General features: G+C 70.2%; 18 protein-coding genes. 8 read left to right on the top strand and 10 right to left on the bottom strand.

Annotated elements, in window-relative coordinates; all coding sequences use genetic code 11:
- The first annotated feature begins 373 nt into the window (after positions 1-373).
- A complete protein-coding gene (locus ACYQ8Q_RS20805) occupies positions 374-1,504 on the top strand; it encodes an FAD-dependent oxidoreductase (protein WP_460066947.1) in 1,131 nt (376 codons plus the stop codon).
- 161 nt (positions 1,505-1,665) lie between these two features.
- Here the strand turns inward: ACYQ8Q_RS20805 and ACYQ8Q_RS20810 are convergent, their stop codons facing one another.
- The 3 genes from ACYQ8Q_RS20810 to ACYQ8Q_RS20820 all read right to left on the bottom strand — a co-directional run bounded on the left by ACYQ8Q_RS20810 (position 1,666) and on the right by ACYQ8Q_RS20820 (position 5,036).
- A complete protein-coding gene (locus tag ACYQ8Q_RS20810; RefSeq protein ID WP_460066949.1) occupies positions 1,666-3,192 on the bottom strand; it encodes a cellulase family glycosylhydrolase in 1,527 nt (508 codons plus the stop codon).
- A 144-nt stretch (positions 3,193-3,336) separates the two neighbouring features.
- Positions 3,337-3,894: a hypothetical protein gene (locus tag ACYQ8Q_RS20815; protein WP_460066950.1), complete on the bottom strand. Its 558-nt coding sequence runs from the start codon at positions 3,892-3,894 to the stop codon at positions 3,337-3,339.
- 140 nt (positions 3,895-4,034) lie between these two features.
- Positions 4,035-5,036, bottom strand: coding sequence for a TolB-like translocation protein (locus ACYQ8Q_RS20820; protein ID WP_460066951.1), 1,002 nt, complete (start codon positions 5,034-5,036; stop codon positions 4,035-4,037).
- A gap of 89 nt (positions 5,037-5,125) precedes the next feature.
- On the opposite strand from ACYQ8Q_RS20820, the gene ACYQ8Q_RS20825 reads away from it, so the two are divergent.
- The 3 genes from ACYQ8Q_RS20825 (at position 5,126) to ACYQ8Q_RS20835 (ending at position 7,525) form a co-directional block, all read left to right on the top strand.
- Positions 5,126-5,800, top strand: coding sequence for a GDSL-type esterase/lipase family protein (locus ACYQ8Q_RS20825; protein ID WP_460066952.1), 675 nt, complete (start codon positions 5,126-5,128; stop codon positions 5,798-5,800).
- Positions 5,801-5,898: 98 nt separating this feature from the next.
- Entirely contained in the window at positions 5,899-6,486 is a 588-nt protein-coding gene (locus ACYQ8Q_RS20830) for a Uma2 family endonuclease (RefSeq protein ID WP_460066953.1), read from the top strand.
- Between the two features lie 49 nt (positions 6,487-6,535).
- A complete protein-coding gene (locus ACYQ8Q_RS20835; protein ID WP_460073426.1) occupies positions 6,536-7,525 on the top strand; it encodes an aldo/keto reductase in 990 nt (329 codons plus the stop codon).
- A 186-nt stretch (positions 7,526-7,711) separates the two neighbouring features.
- Here the strand turns inward: ACYQ8Q_RS20835 and thpR are convergent, their stop codons facing one another.
- On the bottom strand, positions 7,712-8,284 hold the full coding sequence (gene thpR, locus ACYQ8Q_RS20840; protein ID WP_460066955.1) for an RNA 2',3'-cyclic phosphodiesterase: 573 nt from the start codon (positions 8,282-8,284) through the stop codon (positions 7,712-7,714).
- A gap of 26 nt (positions 8,285-8,310) precedes the next feature.
- On the opposite strand from thpR, the gene ACYQ8Q_RS20845 reads away from it, so the two are divergent.
- A complete protein-coding gene (locus ACYQ8Q_RS20845) occupies positions 8,311-8,829 on the top strand; it encodes a GNAT family N-acetyltransferase (protein WP_460066956.1) in 519 nt (172 codons plus the stop codon).
- A 21-nt stretch (positions 8,830-8,850) separates the two neighbouring features.
- Here the strand turns inward: ACYQ8Q_RS20845 and ACYQ8Q_RS20850 are convergent, their stop codons facing one another.
- Together ACYQ8Q_RS20850 and ACYQ8Q_RS20855 are read right to left on the bottom strand one after the other, a co-directional pair.
- Positions 8,851-10,212 (bottom strand): MFS transporter, encoded by a 1,362-nt coding sequence (locus tag ACYQ8Q_RS20850; protein WP_460066957.1) that lies wholly within the window; start codon positions 10,210-10,212, stop codon positions 8,851-8,853.
- A 27-nt stretch (positions 10,213-10,239) separates the two neighbouring features.
- On the bottom strand, positions 10,240-10,677 hold the full coding sequence (locus tag ACYQ8Q_RS20855; RefSeq protein WP_133912015.1) for a MarR family winged helix-turn-helix transcriptional regulator: 438 nt from the start codon (positions 10,675-10,677) through the stop codon (positions 10,240-10,242).
- 151 nt (positions 10,678-10,828) lie between these two features.
- Between ACYQ8Q_RS20855 and ACYQ8Q_RS20860 the strand changes: the two genes are divergently transcribed.
- The gene (locus ACYQ8Q_RS20860; protein ID WP_133912014.1) at positions 10,829-11,011 is read left to right on the top strand and encodes a ribbon-helix-helix protein, CopG family; all 183 of its coding nucleotides are present in this window, start codon (positions 10,829-10,831) and stop codon (positions 11,009-11,011) included.
- A 23-nt stretch (positions 11,012-11,034) separates the two neighbouring features.
- Here ACYQ8Q_RS20860 and ACYQ8Q_RS20865 read toward each other — a convergent pair whose 3' ends face one another.
- Entirely contained in the window at positions 11,035-12,486 is a 1,452-nt protein-coding gene (locus tag ACYQ8Q_RS20865; RefSeq protein WP_460066959.1) for an NCS2 family permease, read from the bottom strand.
- 117 nt (positions 12,487-12,603) lie between these two features.
- Here ACYQ8Q_RS20865 and ACYQ8Q_RS20870 point away from each other — a divergent pair, with 117 nt between their 5' ends.
- Together ACYQ8Q_RS20870 and ACYQ8Q_RS20875 are read left to right on the top strand one after the other, a co-directional pair.
- Positions 12,604-12,912 (top strand): DUF2530 domain-containing protein, encoded by a 309-nt coding sequence (locus ACYQ8Q_RS20870; RefSeq protein ID WP_460066962.1) that lies wholly within the window; start codon positions 12,604-12,606, stop codon positions 12,910-12,912.
- Positions 12,913-13,006: 94 nt separating this feature from the next.
- Positions 13,007-15,373, top strand: coding sequence for a cation-translocating P-type ATPase (locus ACYQ8Q_RS20875; protein ID WP_460066965.1), 2,367 nt, complete (start codon positions 13,007-13,009; stop codon positions 15,371-15,373).
- 69 nt (positions 15,374-15,442) lie between these two features.
- Here the strand turns inward: ACYQ8Q_RS20875 and ACYQ8Q_RS20880 are convergent, their stop codons facing one another.
- The 3 genes from ACYQ8Q_RS20880 to ACYQ8Q_RS20890 form a co-directional block, all read right to left on the bottom strand.
- Entirely contained in the window at positions 15,443-16,240 is a 798-nt protein-coding gene (locus tag ACYQ8Q_RS20880) for a hypothetical protein (protein ID WP_460066967.1), read from the bottom strand.
- Positions 16,241-16,382: 142 nt separating this feature from the next.
- The gene (locus ACYQ8Q_RS20885) at positions 16,383-17,195 is read right to left on the bottom strand and encodes a hypothetical protein (protein WP_460066968.1); all 813 of its coding nucleotides are present in this window, start codon (positions 17,193-17,195) and stop codon (positions 16,383-16,385) included.
- A gap of 44 nt (positions 17,196-17,239) precedes the next feature.
- A complete protein-coding gene (locus ACYQ8Q_RS20890; protein WP_460066970.1) occupies positions 17,240-18,178 on the bottom strand; it encodes a hypothetical protein in 939 nt (312 codons plus the stop codon).
- Between the last annotated feature and the right edge of the window lie 91 nt (positions 18,179-18,269).

An 18,269-nucleotide genomic window follows, 5' to 3' on the forward strand; every position in this document is an offset into this window, starting at 1 on the left:
TTTGGCCCAGGGGCGCGTCGGCGAGTCTGACAGGCACCGGAAAGCTGCCGCAACGTCAAGGCAAAGGCTTCCACGATCCGTTGAGCAGGCACATACCCGGCACCGTGCTGGTCGCGGTACGGCACATCCTCAGTGCCAAGGTGAGCAGACGGTCGAGGTCGTCTGCGGGGTCTGCGAGACCTCGTTGCGCGGTCCTCTTCGCGGCCGCCCTCGCCCACGCGATCCACGAGGCCTGAGACGGGCGATCGGGCGACCGACGGAGGACTGTCGGTCGGTTGTAGGCCGTCTGCAGGCCGTCTGTCGGCGGGGTCCGGCACCTTTCGGGGACGGCCGGCCGGAGTCCACCGGACGGCCCCATCCCGAGGAGCCTTTCATGCACACCCCCGTCACGATCATCGGCGCCGGACTCGGCGGCCTCACGCTCGCCCGTGTCCTGCACGTCCACGGAATCCCGGTCACGGTCCACGAGGCCGAGCCCTCCGCGGCGGCGCGCACCCAGGGCGGGATGCTCGACATCCACGACCACAACGGGCAGCTCGCGCTCCAGGCGGCCGGTCTGACGGACGAGTTCCGGGCCATCGTCGTGGAGGGCCGCCAGACGATGCGGGTCCTCGACCCGGCCGGGACCGTCCTGATGGACCGGGCCGACGACGGCGCCGGCGGACGCCCCGAGGTGCAGCGCGCCGAGCTGCGGCGGATCCTGCTCGACTCGCTGCCGGCCGGCACCGTCCGCTGGGGCCACCGGGCCGACGCCGTCCGCGCCCTCGGCGAGGGCCGCCACGAGGTGACCTTCGCCGACGGCGGCACCGTCGTCACCGGCCTGCTGGTCGGCGCCGACGGCGCCTGGTCACGGGTCCGCCCGCTGCTCTCGGCCGCCGTCCCCGAGTACACCGGAACGTCGTTCGTCGAGACCTTCCTGTACGACGCCGACACCCGGCACCCCGCCGCCGCGCGGGCCGTGGGCGGCGGGTCGATGATCGCGCCCGAGCCGGGCAGGGAGATCTTCGCCCACCGCGAGAGCGGCACCACCCTGCACACCTATGTGGCACTCACCAGGCCACTGGACTGGTTCGCCGCCGTCGACTTCACCGATCCCGCCGCGGCGGCCGCGCGGATCGCGGCGGAGTTCGCCGGCTGGGCCCCGCAGCTCACCGCGCTCATCACCGACGGCGACACCGCGCCGGTCCTGCGCCCCCACTACGCCCTGCCGGCCGGGCACCGGTGGGACAGGGTGCCGGGGGTGACCCTGCTCGGCGACGCCGCCCATCTCGCGGCCCCGAACGGCGAGGGCGCCAACCTCGCCCTGCTGGACGGCGCCCAACTCGGCGAGGCCCTCGCCGCCCACCCGGACGACGTCGAGGCCGCGCTCACCGCGTACGAGCGGGCCATGTTCGTCCGCGCCGCCGAGGCCGTCACCTTCGAGGGCGCCGAGATGCAGGGCGTCGACTCCGACGGCAACACGGCCCAGGGCCTGATCGACATGATCAGCGGGAACGACCGATGAGCCCACCGCCCCGGACCGCTGTCACTCGCTAGACCACACACCGTCGGCCTCTCACGGCGAGGAGACCCGAGACCAACGGTGTCATGACGTACCGTCAGCCAAACTGCCCTGAGGAGCCTGCGCCCGGTCGCGCGCCCCGCGCACGACCGGGCGCCGCGCGCTCAGGTCGCCGTGCAGCTCACGCTCGGTGCCGCCCCGCCGCCCGGTGCGCCTCCGAAGCCGAAGGTCGTCGAGGCGCCGGTCGCGATCGTGCCGTTGTGGGAGGCGTTCGCCGCGGTCACGGTCGTTCCGGTCTGGGTGTACGAGGCGTTCCACATGGACGTGATCTGCTGGGCGCCGGTCCAGGTCCAGGTGACCTTCCAGGAGGCGGTCGGGGTCGTCCCGGTGTTGGTCACCTTCACCTCGGCGTTGAAGCCGCCGCCCCAGTCGCTGGTCACCGTGTACGCGGCGGAGCAGGCGGCCGTGCTTCCGCCGCCTCCCCCGCCCCCGCCGCCGGTGCCGGGGAAGCCCGGTGCCTTGACGCTCGCCAGGTAGCCGTCCTTCACGGTGTCCACGGTCTGCCAGTCGTCCTTGAGGATCCCGCCCGTGTCACCGGAGTTGGGGTTCCAGGACCAGAACGTCCAGTGGAAGGAGTCGGCGCCGTACGTCGACGTCGGCCGCAGATAGCTCACCAGCGCCGCCAGCCACTTCTGGTCCACCGTCGAGGCCAGTGTCGTGCCGAACTCCCCCACCCACACGGGCGCGATGTTCTGCTTGAAGATGTACCCCCAGTACCTGTCCCAGATCCCCGGCATGTTGGCGGGGAACGTCGGATCGCTGAACCAGCTCTGCTGGGCCACGCTGGTGGCGTAGTCGTGGGCCGAGTAGACGACCCGGTTGGCCACGTTCAGCTGCACCGGGTACTGCGCGACCCCCATCAGGTTGCCGCCCCACCAGCCGGAGACGCCGTTGAAGGACTGCACGCCCTCGACGAAGATCAGCAGGTCGGGGTTGACGGACAGGACGGCGTTCCCGGCGCGCTGGGCGGCCAGCCGCCAGTCGGTCGCGGTGTCGCCGCAGCCCCAGCAGGCGGGGTCGTGGGGCTCGTTGTGCAGGTCGATGCCGACGACCGTGGACTGGCCCGCGTAACGGGCCGCCAGCGACTTGAGGTTGGCGATCCACGTCGACTCGGGGACGGCCGAGGTGTACCAGAGGGCCGACTGGCCGCCGGCGTCCGGGCGGTGCCGGTCGAGGATCACCTTGAGGCCGTCCTGACCGGCGTACGAGACGATCTTGTCCAGCACACCGAGCGGGCCGAGCCCTTGCAGGTCCGCGTTCTTGCCGCTGCTGAAGTCGATGCTGTTGGGCACGGTCGCGCTCTTGAGGATGTCGTCGCTGTACGGGATGCGGATCGTGTTGTAGCCCAGCGACTTCATCTGGTCGATCATGCTCTTGTAATCACGGGACCACAGGCCGTGGACGACGTAGTTGCCGGTCTCGAAGCCGAACCAGTTGATCCCGGCGATCCGGACCGGCTGCCCTGCCGCGTCGAGGATCTGCCGGCCGCTGGTGTGCCAGTACCCTGCACCGGCGTCGGCCGCCACGGCGGGGACCGCCGGGGCCGCTTGGGCGGACTGCGCGCCCGCCGCCAGGGGGAGCAGCAGGGCCGCGGCGGCGGCGCACAGCGCTCTGCGGAGGTTGCGGAACATGGCGTTGCTTCCTCTCGGGGCGGCGCGGGCCCGGAACTTATGGGAGCGCTCCCATAGACCGCGTACCCCCAGGAAACTAACCCTGCATGAGCGCGTCAAGGAGGGCGGCGGCACCTGAGTGCGGTGCCGCCGCCGGACCACGGGTCAGCGGGTGTCGGGACCCTCGATCTGGTTGAGCAGCGCGACGATGTCGTTGATCTCCCCGGCAGAGGTGACGACCACGCCGACCTTCAGGAAGCTGATCGGGTGCGGGGGGACGATCGGGTTGGGCGGCACGAACGGGTCGATCTGGAGGAAGGCCGGGGAGGCGATCAGCGGGGTGATGGGATCCGGCGGGTAAGTCACCAGGTCGCTGTCCGCACCCACGAACAGATACCGCCCGCCGGTCGTCTGCCCCACGCCGGTCGTGGGGCCCAGGGCGCTGATGATCCGGGCCGTGCCGCCGCCGCCCGGGGCCGTCCGGGTGACGACGGTGACGGAGAGGCTCCCCGTGACGGCGATGTTCTCGTCGGCGCCCGTGATCAGGCCGCTCAGCGGCAGGGTGGCGGTGCGGACGTGGACGGCCGGGAAGGCGACGGCGGCCGCCCCGGCCGGCGGCGCGGCGGCGAGGCCCACCGGGACCGTCAGGGCCAGGGCGGCGACGAACAGACAGAGTCGGCGAGCGACGCGTTTTCTCGCGGCGCGCACGGCATGACCGCGCATGCGGGTCTCCCAAAATGGTGCGGGCGGGACCGCGTTCCGAGTCCGCCCCCGTCCCGCGGGACACCTCAGCCTGACCGGACGGCCAAACCTCTGTCGCGCGGTGCGGCGCGGACGGGTGACGCCGCCGCACCACGGGAGGCTCAGTTACGGCGCAGCAGCCGCCGGAAGCCGAAGAAGGCGGCGACGACGGCGGCCACGGCGAGGGCGCCGAACTTGACGTTCCCGGTGACCGCCGAGGAGCCGGAGGAGTCGGAGGCGGAGTCCGAACCGTCCTTGCCCGAAGGGGACTTGGCGGCCGAGCCGCCGTCGGGGGCGTCCTCCGCGACCACCGAGCTCCCGGTGCCCTCGGTGCCGTACATCAGCTTGGTGCCGTCGGCCGAGTAGGTGACGGACTCCCCTTGCCGCTGCAGGGGCACGTCGAGCCGGCCCTTGCGCTTGATGTCGCCGCCGTTCCAGTCGTAGGAGATGCCGCCGAAGTAGCCGCGTACGGCGAGCTGGGTGCCGTCCGGGGAGAAGGCGGCGTCGGTGGCCCACAGGTCGACGGTGGCGACGGGCTTGAAGACGTTCGTACCGGAGGCGGACAGCTTGGCGGGCCCTTCGTAGAGATGCCCGCCGTCCTCGTGCTTGTCGATGATGTAGACGCGCCCGGTCCTGGGGTGGACGATCATCGACTCGGCGTCACGGGACCCGTCCGTGTACTTCACGACGTACTGCGTGGCGCGGATGGTCTGGTCGGTGAGCTTCTTGGGCTCGGGCAGCCGGTAGATCCATACGTAGGGCCAGGTCACGCCGTCGTTGTCGCCGATGTCGCCGACGTAGATCTGGTTGTCGGGCCCGATGGCGATGGCCTCGACGTCCCGCTGCAGGCCCACCCCGCTCAGGGTGATCCGCGCGACGGTCTCGCCGGTGCCGCTGTCGACCGCGTAGAGGTAGCTGCCGCTGTCCTGGTCGTTGTGGGTCCAGTAGATGCCGGGGTGCTGGCGGGAGGCGGCGAGCCCGCTGGACTCGGTGATGCGCGGATCCTTGAGGGTGAAGCCGTCGTCGCCCTCGGCGGCGGAGGCGGGCACGGCGAAGGCGCCCACGAGGAGGGCGGCGGCGAGGAGGGCCCCGGCTCGGGCGGGCACGGCGAAGGGTCGGCGCATGTCGTCAAGCCTGCCATCCCGCCCGGGCGTTCCGTCGTCGTGGCCCGTCTCACACGCCATGGGCCGCCTTGATCCCCCATCATGAGCGGATGCTCAGGTTCATGCCCGTAGGCGACTCGATGACGATCGGAAGCGCGGGCGAACACACCTGGCGCTACCGCATGTGGCAGCACCTGTGCGCGACGTACGGCGGCCCGTTCACGCTGGTCGGCCCGCGCGAGACGCTCTACGACAAGGCGGCGGACGCCCCGACCTCGTACGCGTACGCCGACCCCGGCTTCCCGCGCGCCCATCTGGCCGGCTGGGGCGAGGGCTGGCTGCACATGGCGCCCCTGATCGCCGACGCCGTCCGGGCCGCCCGGGCGGACGTCCTCCTCGTCTCCCTCGGTCTGATCGACCTCGGCTTCTACACGAACGCGGAGCAGACCGCGCAGAACGCCCGCGCGTTCGTGGCCGAGGCCCGCTCGGCCAACCCGCGGATCCGGATGGTCTGGCTGCCGGTGATCCCCAACATCCGCGCCGCCGACGACCCGGACTTCGGCGGCCAGGTCGCCCTCTTCAACGAACTGCTGGCGAAGACCGCGGCGGACCTGGACGAGCCGGCCTCGCCCCTCCTGCTGGCGTCGGTCCCTGAGGACTGGGACATCCACAGCGACACCTACGACGGCACCCACCCCAACGCCCGCGGCGAACACCAGCTGGCGGCGGCCTTCGCGGAGGCGATGTGGCAGGGGTGGGGGCTGGGCGGGGAGTACGGGGACTGAGCTTGGGGCGCGTGTCCCGGCGTGTCCTGGTGACCGTGCGTATCGTTGTACTGCGCGGCGGGTCTCGTCCATGGGGGCCGCCGGGGAGGAGCGCCAAGATGACCGTCCTTGAAGACAGGATCACGATGGCCGACGCGAACACTCAGCGACTGGACGAGTGGTTCGAGCGACTGGAGCACATGCCCGTCCCCGAAGGATTCAGGGTTGAGATCGTCGGGGGCAGCGTCTTCATGACACCGCAGCGGAACACGCATTGGCAGATCATTCGCCGGTTCCTCTGGGCCGTCGAAGACAGGTTCGGGAGGAAGGCCAAGATCTTCTCCGACGTTCGCGTCGACTTCCCGGGCCACCAGAACGGCTTCTGCCCGGACATCGCCCTGCTCAAGGACTCGGCGAAACCGGACGACAAGGGCCGCTGGCGCCATCAGGACGTCGAGTTCGTCGCCGAGGTCATCTCGGAGGGCACGGCGGCCAACGACTACGGTCCGAAGAAGATCGCCTACGCCGTCGCCGAGGTTCCGGTCTACGTCGTTGCCGACCCCTATCAGGGGCGGTGCTACGTCTACACCGATCCCAAGGACGGCGACTACGAACAGCGGACGCCGGTGGACTTCGGCACCGACCTCGACCTCACCGGAACCGTCGTCGACCTCACCCTCAAAACCGACGACTTCCCCCGCGACTGACCGATCGGCCCTTGCCTGGAGCGCACTCCAGGACGTTGGCTTGAGTTCCATGAAGTACACGCAGCTCGGACGCACCGGACTCAAGGTCAGCCGACTCGTCCTCGGCACCATGAACTTCGGCCCGCAGACCGACGAGGCCGACTCCCACGCGATCATGGACTCGGCCCTCGACGCGGGCATCAACTTCTTCGACACCGCGAACGTGTACGGCTGGGGTGAGAACAAGGGCCGTACCGAGACGATCATCGGGAACTGGTTCACGAAGGGCGGCGAGCGGCGCGACAAGGTCGTCCTCGCCACCAAGGTGTACGGCAACATGGCCGCCGACGGCGACGCCTGGCCCAACCACGACAAGCTCTCCGCCGTGAACATCCGGCGCGCGGTCGACGCGTCGCTGAAGCGGCTCCAGACCGACCACATCGACCTCTACCAGTTCCACCACATCGACCGCAGCACTCCCTTCGAGGAGATCTGGCAGGCGATCGACGTGCTCGTGCAGCAGGGGAAGATCCTCTACGCCGGGTCCAGCAACTTCCCCGGGTACAAGATCGCCCAGGCCAACGAGACCGCCGCCCGGCGGGGCTCCTTCGGCCTGGTCAGCGAGCAGTGCCTGTACAACCTCGCTGAGCGCCGCGCCGAGATGGAGGTCATCCCGGCCGCCCAGGACTACGGCCTCGGCGTCATCCCCTGGTCGCCCCTGCACGGCGGGCTGCTGGGCGGTGTGATCAAGAAGGAGGCCGAGGGCGGGCGCCGGGCGAGCGGCCGGGCCGCCGACACCCTCGCCAGCCCCACGGCACGTGCGCAGATCCAGGCCTACGAGGACCTGCTGGAGAAGCACGGTCTGGAGCCGGGTGAGGCGGCCCTGGCCTGGCTCCTCACGCGCCCCGGGGTGACGGGCCCGATCGTCGGCCCGCGTACGGCGGAACAGCTCGACTCGGCGATCCGGGCGGTCGAGCTGGAGCTGAGCGAGGAGCTGCTGGCGGGCCTCGACGAGATCTTCCCGGGCCCGGGCCCGTCGCCGGAGGCCTTCGCCTGGTAGAGGCTTTTTGCTTTTAGGGGCGCGGGGAACTGCGCGATCGGCCACAACGGGCCCGCACCCGAGGAACGACGTGCAGCCCCCTCGCCCCTACCTACCTACGGCCGCAGCCAACGCGACAACAACGAACATCAGCACAAGCGCACCGGCCATGATCCGGTTCCTGGTCTTCGGGTCCACGTATCGAGCCTAACCGGCCCCGCCGAGAGCCCAGCGCCCGCCCGGCTCATAGCGGGGCTGCTCCCCCGGCACCCCGGACCGCGGCAGCCGGCTGCGGACCAGGACCAGTTCCCGCACGGTCCAGGTCCGCCCCCGGAACCCGTGCAGCGCCTCGACGTACGGCCCCGCGTCCACCGCGTCCCGGCTGCGGGCCAGCGTGAGGTGGGCCTTGTAGCGGCGGTGCTCCCCCAGGTCCAGGCCCGCCTTGCGCGCCGCCGCCTCCGCGCGGTCGGCCAGCAGACGCAGGGCCGGCAGGTCCCCCGCCGCACCCGCCCACAGCGCCCGCCCGTGCCCGAACTGTCCGCCGCCCCGCACGGCCAGCTCGAAGGGCGCGCTCCGGTGCGCGGCCCGCTCCAGCCGTGCCGACAGCTCCGGTACGACGTCGTCGTCGACCTCGCCGTAGAACGCGAGCGTGAAGTGCCAGCCGGGGCGGCCGGTCCAGCGCAGCGCCTCCGCACCGGGCAGTGCGCGCAACTCGGCCACCTCCGTGGCGAGTTCGTCGGCGACGTCTTCGGGGGGCAGCACGGCGGCGAAGAGTCTCATACCGACCACCCTGCCACCATGGAGGTATGGAGATCACCATCAGGGACGGCGGTCCCGACGACGTCCCCGCGATGCTCGGCATGCTCGACAGCAGTGTGGAGTGGCTCGTCTCCCAGGGGCGCACCGGCCAGTGGGGGACCAAGCCGCTCTCGCAGAGCCCCCGGACGGTGGAGTCGGTCGTCCGGTACATGGAGGAGGGCGCGGCGTTCGTCGCCGAGGTCGACGGGGTGCCGGCGGGCACCCTCACGCTGACCGACGCGCCCGGCGCGTACCTCGCGCACCTTCCGCCGCCGGGCGAGCCCGAGCGGTACATCCACTGGCTCGCCTCGGACCGCCGTTTCAAGGGCCTCGGCGTGGGCGGCGCGCTGCTGGCGCACGCGGCCGAGGAGACCCGGCGGGCGGGTGTCGCCCTGCTGCGGGTGGACTGCTACGCCGGTGACGACCGCAAGCTGGTCGCCTACTACGAGGCCAACGGCTTCACCCCGACGCACGCGTTCACCGTGCAGGACGCGTGGCCGGGGCAGCTGCTGGAGCGGCGGGTGTGAGCCCGGAGGGCGGAGGGCAGGTCACCCCACGGTGGCCAGCTCCCCGCTCTCCCTCGGGACGAAGCGCACCCGGGGGTGGCCGTGGTGCCAGCCGACCGACAGGCGCAGATTGCCGACGCGGGCCAGGACCAGGCCGATGGTGACCGCGGCCGCCGTGGCGATCACGCCGCCCACCGCGAGGCCGGCGCGGACGCCGTACGCGTCGGTGATCCAGCCCGCTATGGGTGCGCCGACGGGCGAGCCGCCGAGGAACACCATCATGTAGAGGGCCATGACCCGGCCGCGCATGGCGGGGTCGGTGCCCATCTGGATGCTGGTGTTGGCGGTGACGTTGATCGTCATGCCGAACATCCCGATCGGCGCCATGAGCAGGGCGAACAGCCACAGCGAGGGGGCCGTCGCGGCGAGGATCTCCATCGCGCCGAAGAGCACCGCCGCCCCGATCATCACCCGCATCCGGGCCGTGCCGCGCCGGGCGGCGAGCAGGGCGCCGGCCAGCGAGCCGACCGCCATCAGGGTGTTGAAGAGGCTGTAGGAGCCGGCGCCGGCGTGGAAGACGTCGTCGGCGAAGGCCGAGAGGTAGACGGGGAAGTTGAAGCCGAAGGTGCCGACGAACCCGACCAGGACGATCGTCCAGATCAGGTCCGGGCGCCCGGCCACATAGTGGAGCCCTTCCCTGAGCTGGCCCTTGCCGCGCGGGGCGCGCTCGACGACGTACAGCTCGCGGGCGCGCATCAGGAGCAGGCCCGCGATGGGCGCGACGAAGGACAGGCCGTTGAAGAGGAAGGCCCAGCCGGTGCCGACGCCGGTGATCATCAGGCCGGCGACGGCGGGGCCGACCAGCCGGGCGGACTGGAAGTTCGCCGAGTTCAGGCTGACCGCGTTCTGGAGCTGGTCGGGGCCGACCATCTCGGAGACGAAGGACTGGCGGGCCGGGTTGTCGACGACCGTGGCGAGGCCGACGGCGAAGGCGGCGAGGTAGACGTGCCAGACCTGGACGTGGCCGGAGAGGGTGAGGGCGGCGAGCGCGATGCCGGTGACGGCCATCGCGGACTGGGTGACCAGCAGCGCGCGGCGCTTGGGCAGGCGGTCGACGAGGACCCCGCCGTAGAGGCCGAAGAGCAGCATCGGCAGGAACTGCAGGGCCGTGGTGACGCCGACGGCGGTGGCGGAGCCGGTGAGGCTCAGGACCAGCCAGTCCTGTGCGATCCGCTGCATCCAGGTGCCGATGTTGGAGACGACCTGGCCGGCGAAGAACAGGCGGTAGTTCCTGACCTTCAGCGAGCTGAACATCGAGGTCCTGCGGCGACGGGTGTCGGGGGTGGGCGGGGTGTCGGGGGTGGTCGGTGCGGGGGCGGAGTCTGCTCCGGGTCCCGTACTCAACAGGGTTCGCCTCCTCAGCTACTGCGGCTACAGGTGTGCGAGCTTCTCCAGCACGGGGGCGGCGGCGCGCAGTTTCGCCCACTCGTCCTCGTCGAGGCCGTCGACCAGGGTGGCCAGGAAGGCGTTCCGCTTGCGGCGGCTCTCCTCGAGCATGGCCTCGGCCTGCTCGGTCTTGGTGACGACCTTCTGGCGCCGGTCCTCGGGGTGCGGCTCCAGCCGGACCAGTCCCTTGGCCTCCAGCAGCGCCACGATGCGGGTCATCGAGGGCGGCTGGACGTGCTCCTTGCGGGCGAGTTCGCCCGGGGTGGCACTGCCGCAGAGGGAGAGGGTGCCGAGCACCGACATCTCGGTGGGGCTCAGCGACTCGTCGACCCGCTGGTGTTTGAGCCGGCGGGAGAGCCGCATCACTGCGGACCGGAGCGAGTTCACGGCGGCCGCGTCGTCGCCATGGGTGAGGTCAGGCATCTCTTTAGCGTAACTCATTACTCTGGCTAAACAAGCTGGGGCGCGCCAGGATTCCCGTGACCCTGGCCACGGAAACCGCTTCGTCACTCGAACGAGTGAGACGCGCGCGGAAAGTCACTGACGTACGGCAGCATCCGGCGACCCTCGACTCATGGGGACCACTGTGCTCAGCCTGCGGATAGACGGGGAGCTGCTCGAACGGCTCCGGCAGCATGCCGCCAAACGCGGAATGAGCGTCCAGGACTATGTCGTCCAGACGCTCATTCGCGATGACTTCGACCAGCGCTTCCAGTCGGCCGTCGAGGAGACCGAGAAGTTCTACGGGCTCACCTGAGACCCCTGGAGCTGGACCGCCGGTCAGGTCAGACCGAGGGCCGGCATCAGGTAGTAGAACGTGAAGACCGCCGAGACCACGTACATCGGGACCGGGATCTCCCGGGCCCGGCCCGCCACCATGCGCAGCAGCACGAAGGTGATGAAGCCCATGCCGATGCCGTTGGTGATGGAGTAGGTGAACGGCATCATCACCATCGTGATGAAGGCCGGGATGGCGATCGTGTAGTCGGCCCAGTCGATCTCCTTGACCGAGTTCGCCAGGATCATGAAGCCCACCGCGAGCAGCGCGGGCGTGGCGGCCTGGGACGGGACCATGGTGGCGACCGGCGTGAGGAACAGCGCGACGGTGAAGAGGCCGCCCGTGACGAGGTTCGCGAAGCCCGTGCGGGCGCCCTCGCCGACCCCGGCCGTGGACTCCACGAACGCGGTGGTGGCGGAGGAGGAGCTGGCGCCGCCGGCGGCCACGGCGAGACCGTCGACGAAGAGGACCTTGTTGATGCCGGGCATCTCGCCCTTGGCGTCGGTCAGCTTCGCCTCGTCGGAGACGCCCATGATCGTGCCCATCGCGTCGAAGAAGCACGACAGCAGGACCGTGAAGACGAACAGCACGCCGGTCAGCACGCCGACCTCGGAGAAGCCGCCGAACAGGCTGACGTCGCCGATCAGCCCGAAGTCGGGCGTGGCGACCGGGTTGCCGGGCCACTCCGGGGTGGTCAGGCCCCAGGACGGGACGTCCGCGACCGCGTCGACGATCAGCGCGAGGACCGTCATGGCGACGATCGAGATCAGGATCGCGCCCGGGACCTTGCGGACGATCAGGGCGAGGGTGAGCAGCACGCCCAGGATGAACACCAGAACCGGCCAGCCGACCAGATGGCCGTCGGTGCCGAGCTGGAGCGGGACGGTGGTGTGGGCGGCGTCCGGGATACGGGTGACGAAACCGGAGTCCACCAGACCGATCAGCATGATGAACAGGCCGATACCGATCGAGATCGCCTTGCGCAGCCCGAACGGCACCGCGTTCATGACGCGCTCCCGCAGACCGGTGGCCACCAGCAGCATGACGACGAGACCGGCCAGCACGACCATGCCCATGGCGTCCGGCCAGGACATCCGGGGGGCGAGCTGGAGCGCGACCACCGAGTTCACGCCGAGCCCCGCCGCGAGCGCGATCGGCACGTTGCCGATGACGCCCATGAGGAGCGTGGTGAAGGCCGCGGTCACACAGGTGGCGGTGACGAGCTGGCCGTTGTCGAGCTGATGCCCGTACATGTCCTTCGCGCTGCCGAGGATGATCGGGTTCAGCACGATGATGTACGCCATCGCGAAGAAGGTGGCGAAACCGCCCCGGATCTCGCGGGGCAGGGAGCTGCCGCGCTCGGAGATCTTGAAGTAGCGGTCGAGTGCGCCGTAGGCGGGCCTGGCTCCCGGCTGTTCAGGGGCGGGGACCTTGGTGGGGGCCGAGGTGGGCATGTAGTTGGCGTTTCCTACGAAGAGAAGTGGTCAATGGCAAACCGTTTCAGTATGAACATATGACGATCCGATCTGCCATCTTCGCGCGTAGATGTGACCACCTCGTAAGCTGTCCCCATGGCGAAGTGGACACCCAAGCATGAGGCGCCGGAGCCCCTGGAGGGGCCCGTGGTCCCGGTCATCACCGGCGGCACGATCATCTGGTTCGTCCTCTTCCTCGTACAGCTCCCCTTCTACGGCTGGTTCGACGACCACGGCCATCTGTGGTGGCTGTGGACCTGCCTGGCCGGGGGCGCGCTGGGCCTCCTCGGCATCCGGATCACCCGCAGCCGGGACGCGGCGATCAAGCGGGCCCAGGCGGCGGAGACCGGGCGGGCGGACGAGACCGAGTCGGCGGACGAGACCGAACAGGCTCCCGCCGAGTAGCCGTACACCCCTCGCAGGACCCGCCTCCTCCCCAGGTCGGATCTTCCGCCCCTTCGGGGGGTGAACCCCCAAATCCGCACGTACCGTCGATCCCATGACCGACATCGACGCGACCGCCACCGTGCCGGCCGCGACCGGGCTCACCGCCGCCGAGGTGGCGGAGCGCGTCGCACGCGGTCAGGTGAACGACGTCCCCGTCCGCAGCAGCCGGTCCGTCGGCGAGATCGTCCGGGCGAACGTGTTCACCCGGTTCAACGCGATCATCGGCGTCCTGTGGCTGATCGTGCTCGTCGTCGCCCCCTTCCAGGACGGCCTGTTCGGGTTCGTCATCCTCGCCAACACCGGGATCGGGATCATCCAGGAGTGGCGCGCCAAACAGACCCTGGACTCCCTCGCCGTCATCGGGGAGGTCCGGCCCACCGTGCGCCGGGACGGGACGGCCGTCGAGCTGGCCACCTCCGACCTCGTCCTGGACGACCTCGTCGAGATCGGCCCCGGGGACAAGGTCGTCGTCGACGGGGTGTGCGCCGAGGCGGACGGGCTGGAGATCGACGAGTCCCTGCTCACCGGTGAGGCCGACCCGGTGGTCAAACGCCCCGGCGACCCGGTCATGTCCGGCAGCTTCGTGGTGGCCGGCGGCGGCGCCTTCCGGGCGACCAGGGTGGGACGCCAGGCGTACGCCGCCCAGCTCGCCGAGGAGGCCTCCCGGTTCACCCTCGTCCACTCCGAGCTGCGCTCCGGCATCTCCACGATCCTCAAGTACGTGACCTGGATGATGATCCCGGCCGCGATCGGCCTGATCGTCACCCAGCTCTTCGTGAAGAACCACGACCTCAAGGAATCCATCGCCCGGACCGTCGGCGGGATCGTCCCGATGGTCCCCGAGGGGCTGGTCCTGCTCACCTCCGTCGCCTTCGCCATCGGTGTGATCCGGCTCGGCCGCCAACAGTGCCTGGTGCAGGAGCTGCCCGCCATCGAGGGCCTCGCCCGCGTCGACACCGTCTGCCTGGACAAGACCGGCACCCTCACCGAGGGCGGCATGGACGTCACCGGGCTGCGCGCCCTCGACGGCGCCGACGAGACGTACATACGCCAGGTGCTCGGCGCGCTCGGCGAGTCCGACCCCCGGCCGAACGCGTCCCTGCGGGCCATCCTGGACGCCTACCCGGACGCCGAGGAGTGGCGCTGCACCGAGGCCCTCCCCTTTTCCTCCGCCCGCAAGTACAGCGGCGCCACCTTCAGTGAGGGCAACGGCGAGACCAGCACCTGGCTGCTGGGCGCGCCGGACGTGCTGCTCGACACCGGCGACCCCGCCCTCGACGAGACCGGGCGGCTCAACGAGCAGGGCCTGCGGGTGCTGCTGCTCGCCCGGGCCGTACGGGCCCTGGACGATCCCGGCGTCGCCGAGGGAGCGGGCCCGGTCGCCCTCGTCGTACTGGAACAGCGGCTGCGGCCCGACGCGGCGGACACCCTGCGCTACTTCGCCGAGCAGGACGTCCGGGCCAAGGTGATCTCCGGGGACAACGCGGTGTCGGTCGGGGCGGTGGCCGCCAAGCTGGGGCTGCGGGGCCGTACGGTCGACGCGCGGCGGCTGCCCGCGGAGCGCGAGCCGATGGCCGCGGCGCTCGACGAGGGCACGGTGTTCGGGCGGGTCACCCCTCAGCAGAAGCGGGACATGGTCGGGGCGCTGCAGTCCCGGGGGCACACGGTCGCGATGACCGGCGACGGCGTCAACGACGTGCTCGCGCTCAAGGACGCGGACATCGGTGTCGCGATGGGGTCGGGCTCGGAGGCGACCCGGGCCGTCGCGCAGATCGTGCTGCTGAACAACAGCTTCGCCACCCTGCCGTCGGTGGTGGCGGAGGGGCGGCGGGTGATCGGCAACATCACCCGGGTCGCGACGCTGTTCCTGGTCAAGACGGTCTACTCGGTGCTGCTGGCACTGCTGGTGGTGTGCTGGCAGGTGGAGTACCCCTTCCTGCCCCGGCACGTCACCCTGCTGTCCACCCTCACCATCGGCGTCCCGGCCTTCTTCCTCGCCCTCGCCCCCAACAAGGAACGGGCCAGGCCGCACTTCGTCCGGCGGGTCATGCGGTACTCGATCCCGGGCGGGGTGGTGGCGGGGGTCGCCACCTTCGTGTCCTACCTGGTCGCCCGGCACTACTACAGCGGGGCGGGGGCGCTGGAGGCGGAGACCAGTGTCGCCACCCTCACGCTCTTCCTGATCTCCATGTGGGTGCTGGCGATCGTGGCGCGGCCGTACACGTGGTGGCGGGTGCTGCTGGTCGCCTCCATGGGGGCGGGCTTTCTGGTGGTGCTGGTGGTGCCCGGGCTTCAGGACTTCTTCGCGCTGAAGCTGGTGGGGATGACCATGCCGTGGATCGGGGTGGGGATCGCGGGGGCCGCGGCGGTCGGGTTGGAGCTGGTGTGGAGGTGGGTCGACCGCCGCGGGTCCGTCTAGGGTGCGTTTTCGGGTGCGGGTGTGTGGGGGTTGATCGCGCAGTTCCCCGCGCCCCTAAAGGCGGTTGGGTTACTGGACGTCGATGTAGTCCGCGGCCGAGTTCACGGGGGCCGTCGTGCTCGTTCCTGCGAAGACGTAGCGGTAGTAGCCGTCCGCCGAGGCCGTGGTCGTGGTCTTCAGGGTGCCGGTGGAGCTGGTCTTGATGGTCTTGAGCGTCGTGTAGGCGGTCGCGCCCTTCTTCTTGAACTGGAGCTTCACCGACTGGGTGCTGTAGCCCGCGTACTTGTTGGTGTCCCAGTTGGCGCGGGAGAGCTTGCCGGTGACCGTGAGGGTCCTGCCCTTCTTCACCGGCTCCGGGGTGGCGTCGGTGGTGAGGGTGGCGCCGCGCAGGAGCTTGGTGGTGCCGAGGTCGCCCTGGTAGGTGACGCCGTCGGCCGCGTTGACCGCGAAGGCGCCCAGCTTCCAGCTGCCGGCGTCGGCGTTGGTCAGATCGATGTCCGCGTCGGAGGACTTCGGGCGGAACTGGATCTTCGCCGTGCACTTCAGCACGGTCGAGGAGGACGTGGTGCAGGTGGCGACGTCGTCGCCGGCGAGCCCCTCGGAGTCTTCGCCGAGGGTGGCGCCGCGGTAGAGCACCGGCATGCTCGCGATGGTGTTCGGGTCCAGGCTCGCGGGCTTGGTCACCGTGTAGGTGGCCGTGACGGTGACCGTGGTCGTGGGACCGACCACGATGTTCTTCCCGCTGTTGACCTTCAGCGCGGAGAAGGTGACGGCGGGGCCGGCCGGGGCGGCCTGCGCGGCGGGTACGGCGAGGGCGGTCAGGGCCACGGCGCCGGAGGCGGCGAGGACGAGGGCGCGTATGCGCATGTGCGTTCCCCATGAGGAGAGAAGTGATCTCGGGAGTCTGTTGACTCACCTGGTAGATCCGTGGCCCCTGGGGCGAGTTGTACCGAAAAGGGTAAGGAGAGGGGAAGAAACCTTCCCCTCTCCTTCTCCTTGCCCTCGCGTGTTACTTCACGTCGACGAAGTCGGCGGCGGAGGTGACCGGAGCGGTCGTGGTGGTGCCGACGAAGACATAGCGGAAGTAGCCGTCCGCCGTCGCCTTGACCGTGGTCTTCAGGACGCCGGTGGAGCCGGACTTGATGGTCTTCACCGTCGTGTAGGCGGTGGCGCCCTTCTTCTTGAACTGGAGCTTCACCGACTGGGACGCATAACCGGCGTACTTGTTGGTGTCCCAGTTGGCCCGCGCCAGCTTGCCGGTGACCGTGATGGTCTTGCCCTTCTTCACCGGCTCCGGGGTGGCGTCGGTGGTGAGGGTGGCCTTGCGGAGGACCTTGGCGGTGCCGAGGTCGCTCTTGATGACCGGGGCATCGTCGCTGAACGAGGCGGCGACGGCGCCGATCTTCCAGTTGCCGGCCTGGGCGTTGGCCAGGTCGGCGTACTCCTCGCCGCTGGACTTCGGGCGGAGCTGGATCTTCGCCGTGCACTTGAGGACCTTGGCGGACACCGACGTGCAGGTGCCGGGCTCGTCGCCGACCAGGACGTCCTTGTCGGGCGTGTTCTCGCTGAGCGTGGTCCCGCGGTAGAGGACCGGGATGGTGATGGTGGTGTCCGGGTCCAGGTCGGCCGAGCCGGTGACCGTGTACGAGGCGCCGACCGTGACCTTGGACGTGGAGCCGACCACGATGGGTTTGGCGCTGTTGACCTTCACACTGGAGAAGGTGTACGTGGTCGCGGTCGGCGCGGCCTGGGCGGCCGGCACGGCGAGGGCGGAGAGGGCGACGGCGCCGGTGGCGGCGACGACGAAAGCGCGAACGCGCATGCTGTTGTTCCTCGTGTGCAGAGAAGTACGGATGTCTGGGGTGCTCACTTGACGTCGACGAAGTCACCCGCGGTGGTGACCGCCGGGGTCGTCGAGGTGCCCGCGAAGCTGTAGCGGAAGTAGCCGTCCGCCGACGCCTTGACCGTGGTCTTGAGGGTGCCGGTGGAGCTGGTCTTGATGGTCTTCAGGGTGGTGTAGGTGGAGCTGCCCTTCTTGCGGAACTGCAGCTTCACCGGCTGACCCGTGTAGCCGTGGTACTTGTTGTCGTCCCAGTTGGCGCGGGACAGCTTGCCCGTGACGGTGATGGTCTTCCCCTTCTTCACCGGCTCGGGGGAGGCGTTGACGGTCAGCTTGGAGAAGCGCTGGAGCTTGGTGGTGGCGAGCTTGTCCTGCTCGGCGTAACCGACCTTGGACCAGTCGATGTCGTCGATGTCGAGGCCCAGCTGGTCGTTGAAGTCGATGATGTAGCCGCCGGCGTTCCAGGTGGTGGCGTCGACGTTGTTCAGCTCCTGGCCGGGATAGACGTCGATGGTCCCCTTGCAGCTGGCGACGGTGGAGGAGCTCGCCGTGCAGGTCGGCCAGTCGTCGCCCCAGAGCAGGTTGGCCGGCGAGTCGTAGGCGGTGCCGCGGTAGATCTCGACGTCCAGGAAGACGTCGGGAGCGGAGACGTCGAAGCCCTCGTCGTGCGTGACCTTGTACGTCACCGGCACGCTCACGTGGCCGCTGACGCCCGCGACGATCGGCTTGCCGTTGTTGACCTTCACGGCCGAGAAGGTGATGTTCAGCGGGTACGGAACACCGTCGGCGGCCGGGGTCGCCCCGGTGAAGACGGTCTTGCCCGAGGCGGCCTGCGCCGCGGCGGCCGCCTTCTGGACGTCGTCCTTGCCGTACGAGGACCCGCCCGCGGCCTGGGCGGCCGGGACGGCGAGGGCGGAGAGAGCCAGGGCGCCGCTGACGGCGGCCACGGTGGCACGGATGTGCATGCAATCCCCCGGTGAAGAAAGGACCCTGGCTGCGGTCGATCCCTACGGCTCGTCTCGGACAGGGCCCACGTGTTGGTGAAGCCTGTTGGCT

It is taken from the genome of Streptomyces sp. YKOK-I1 (assembly GCF_054660435.1).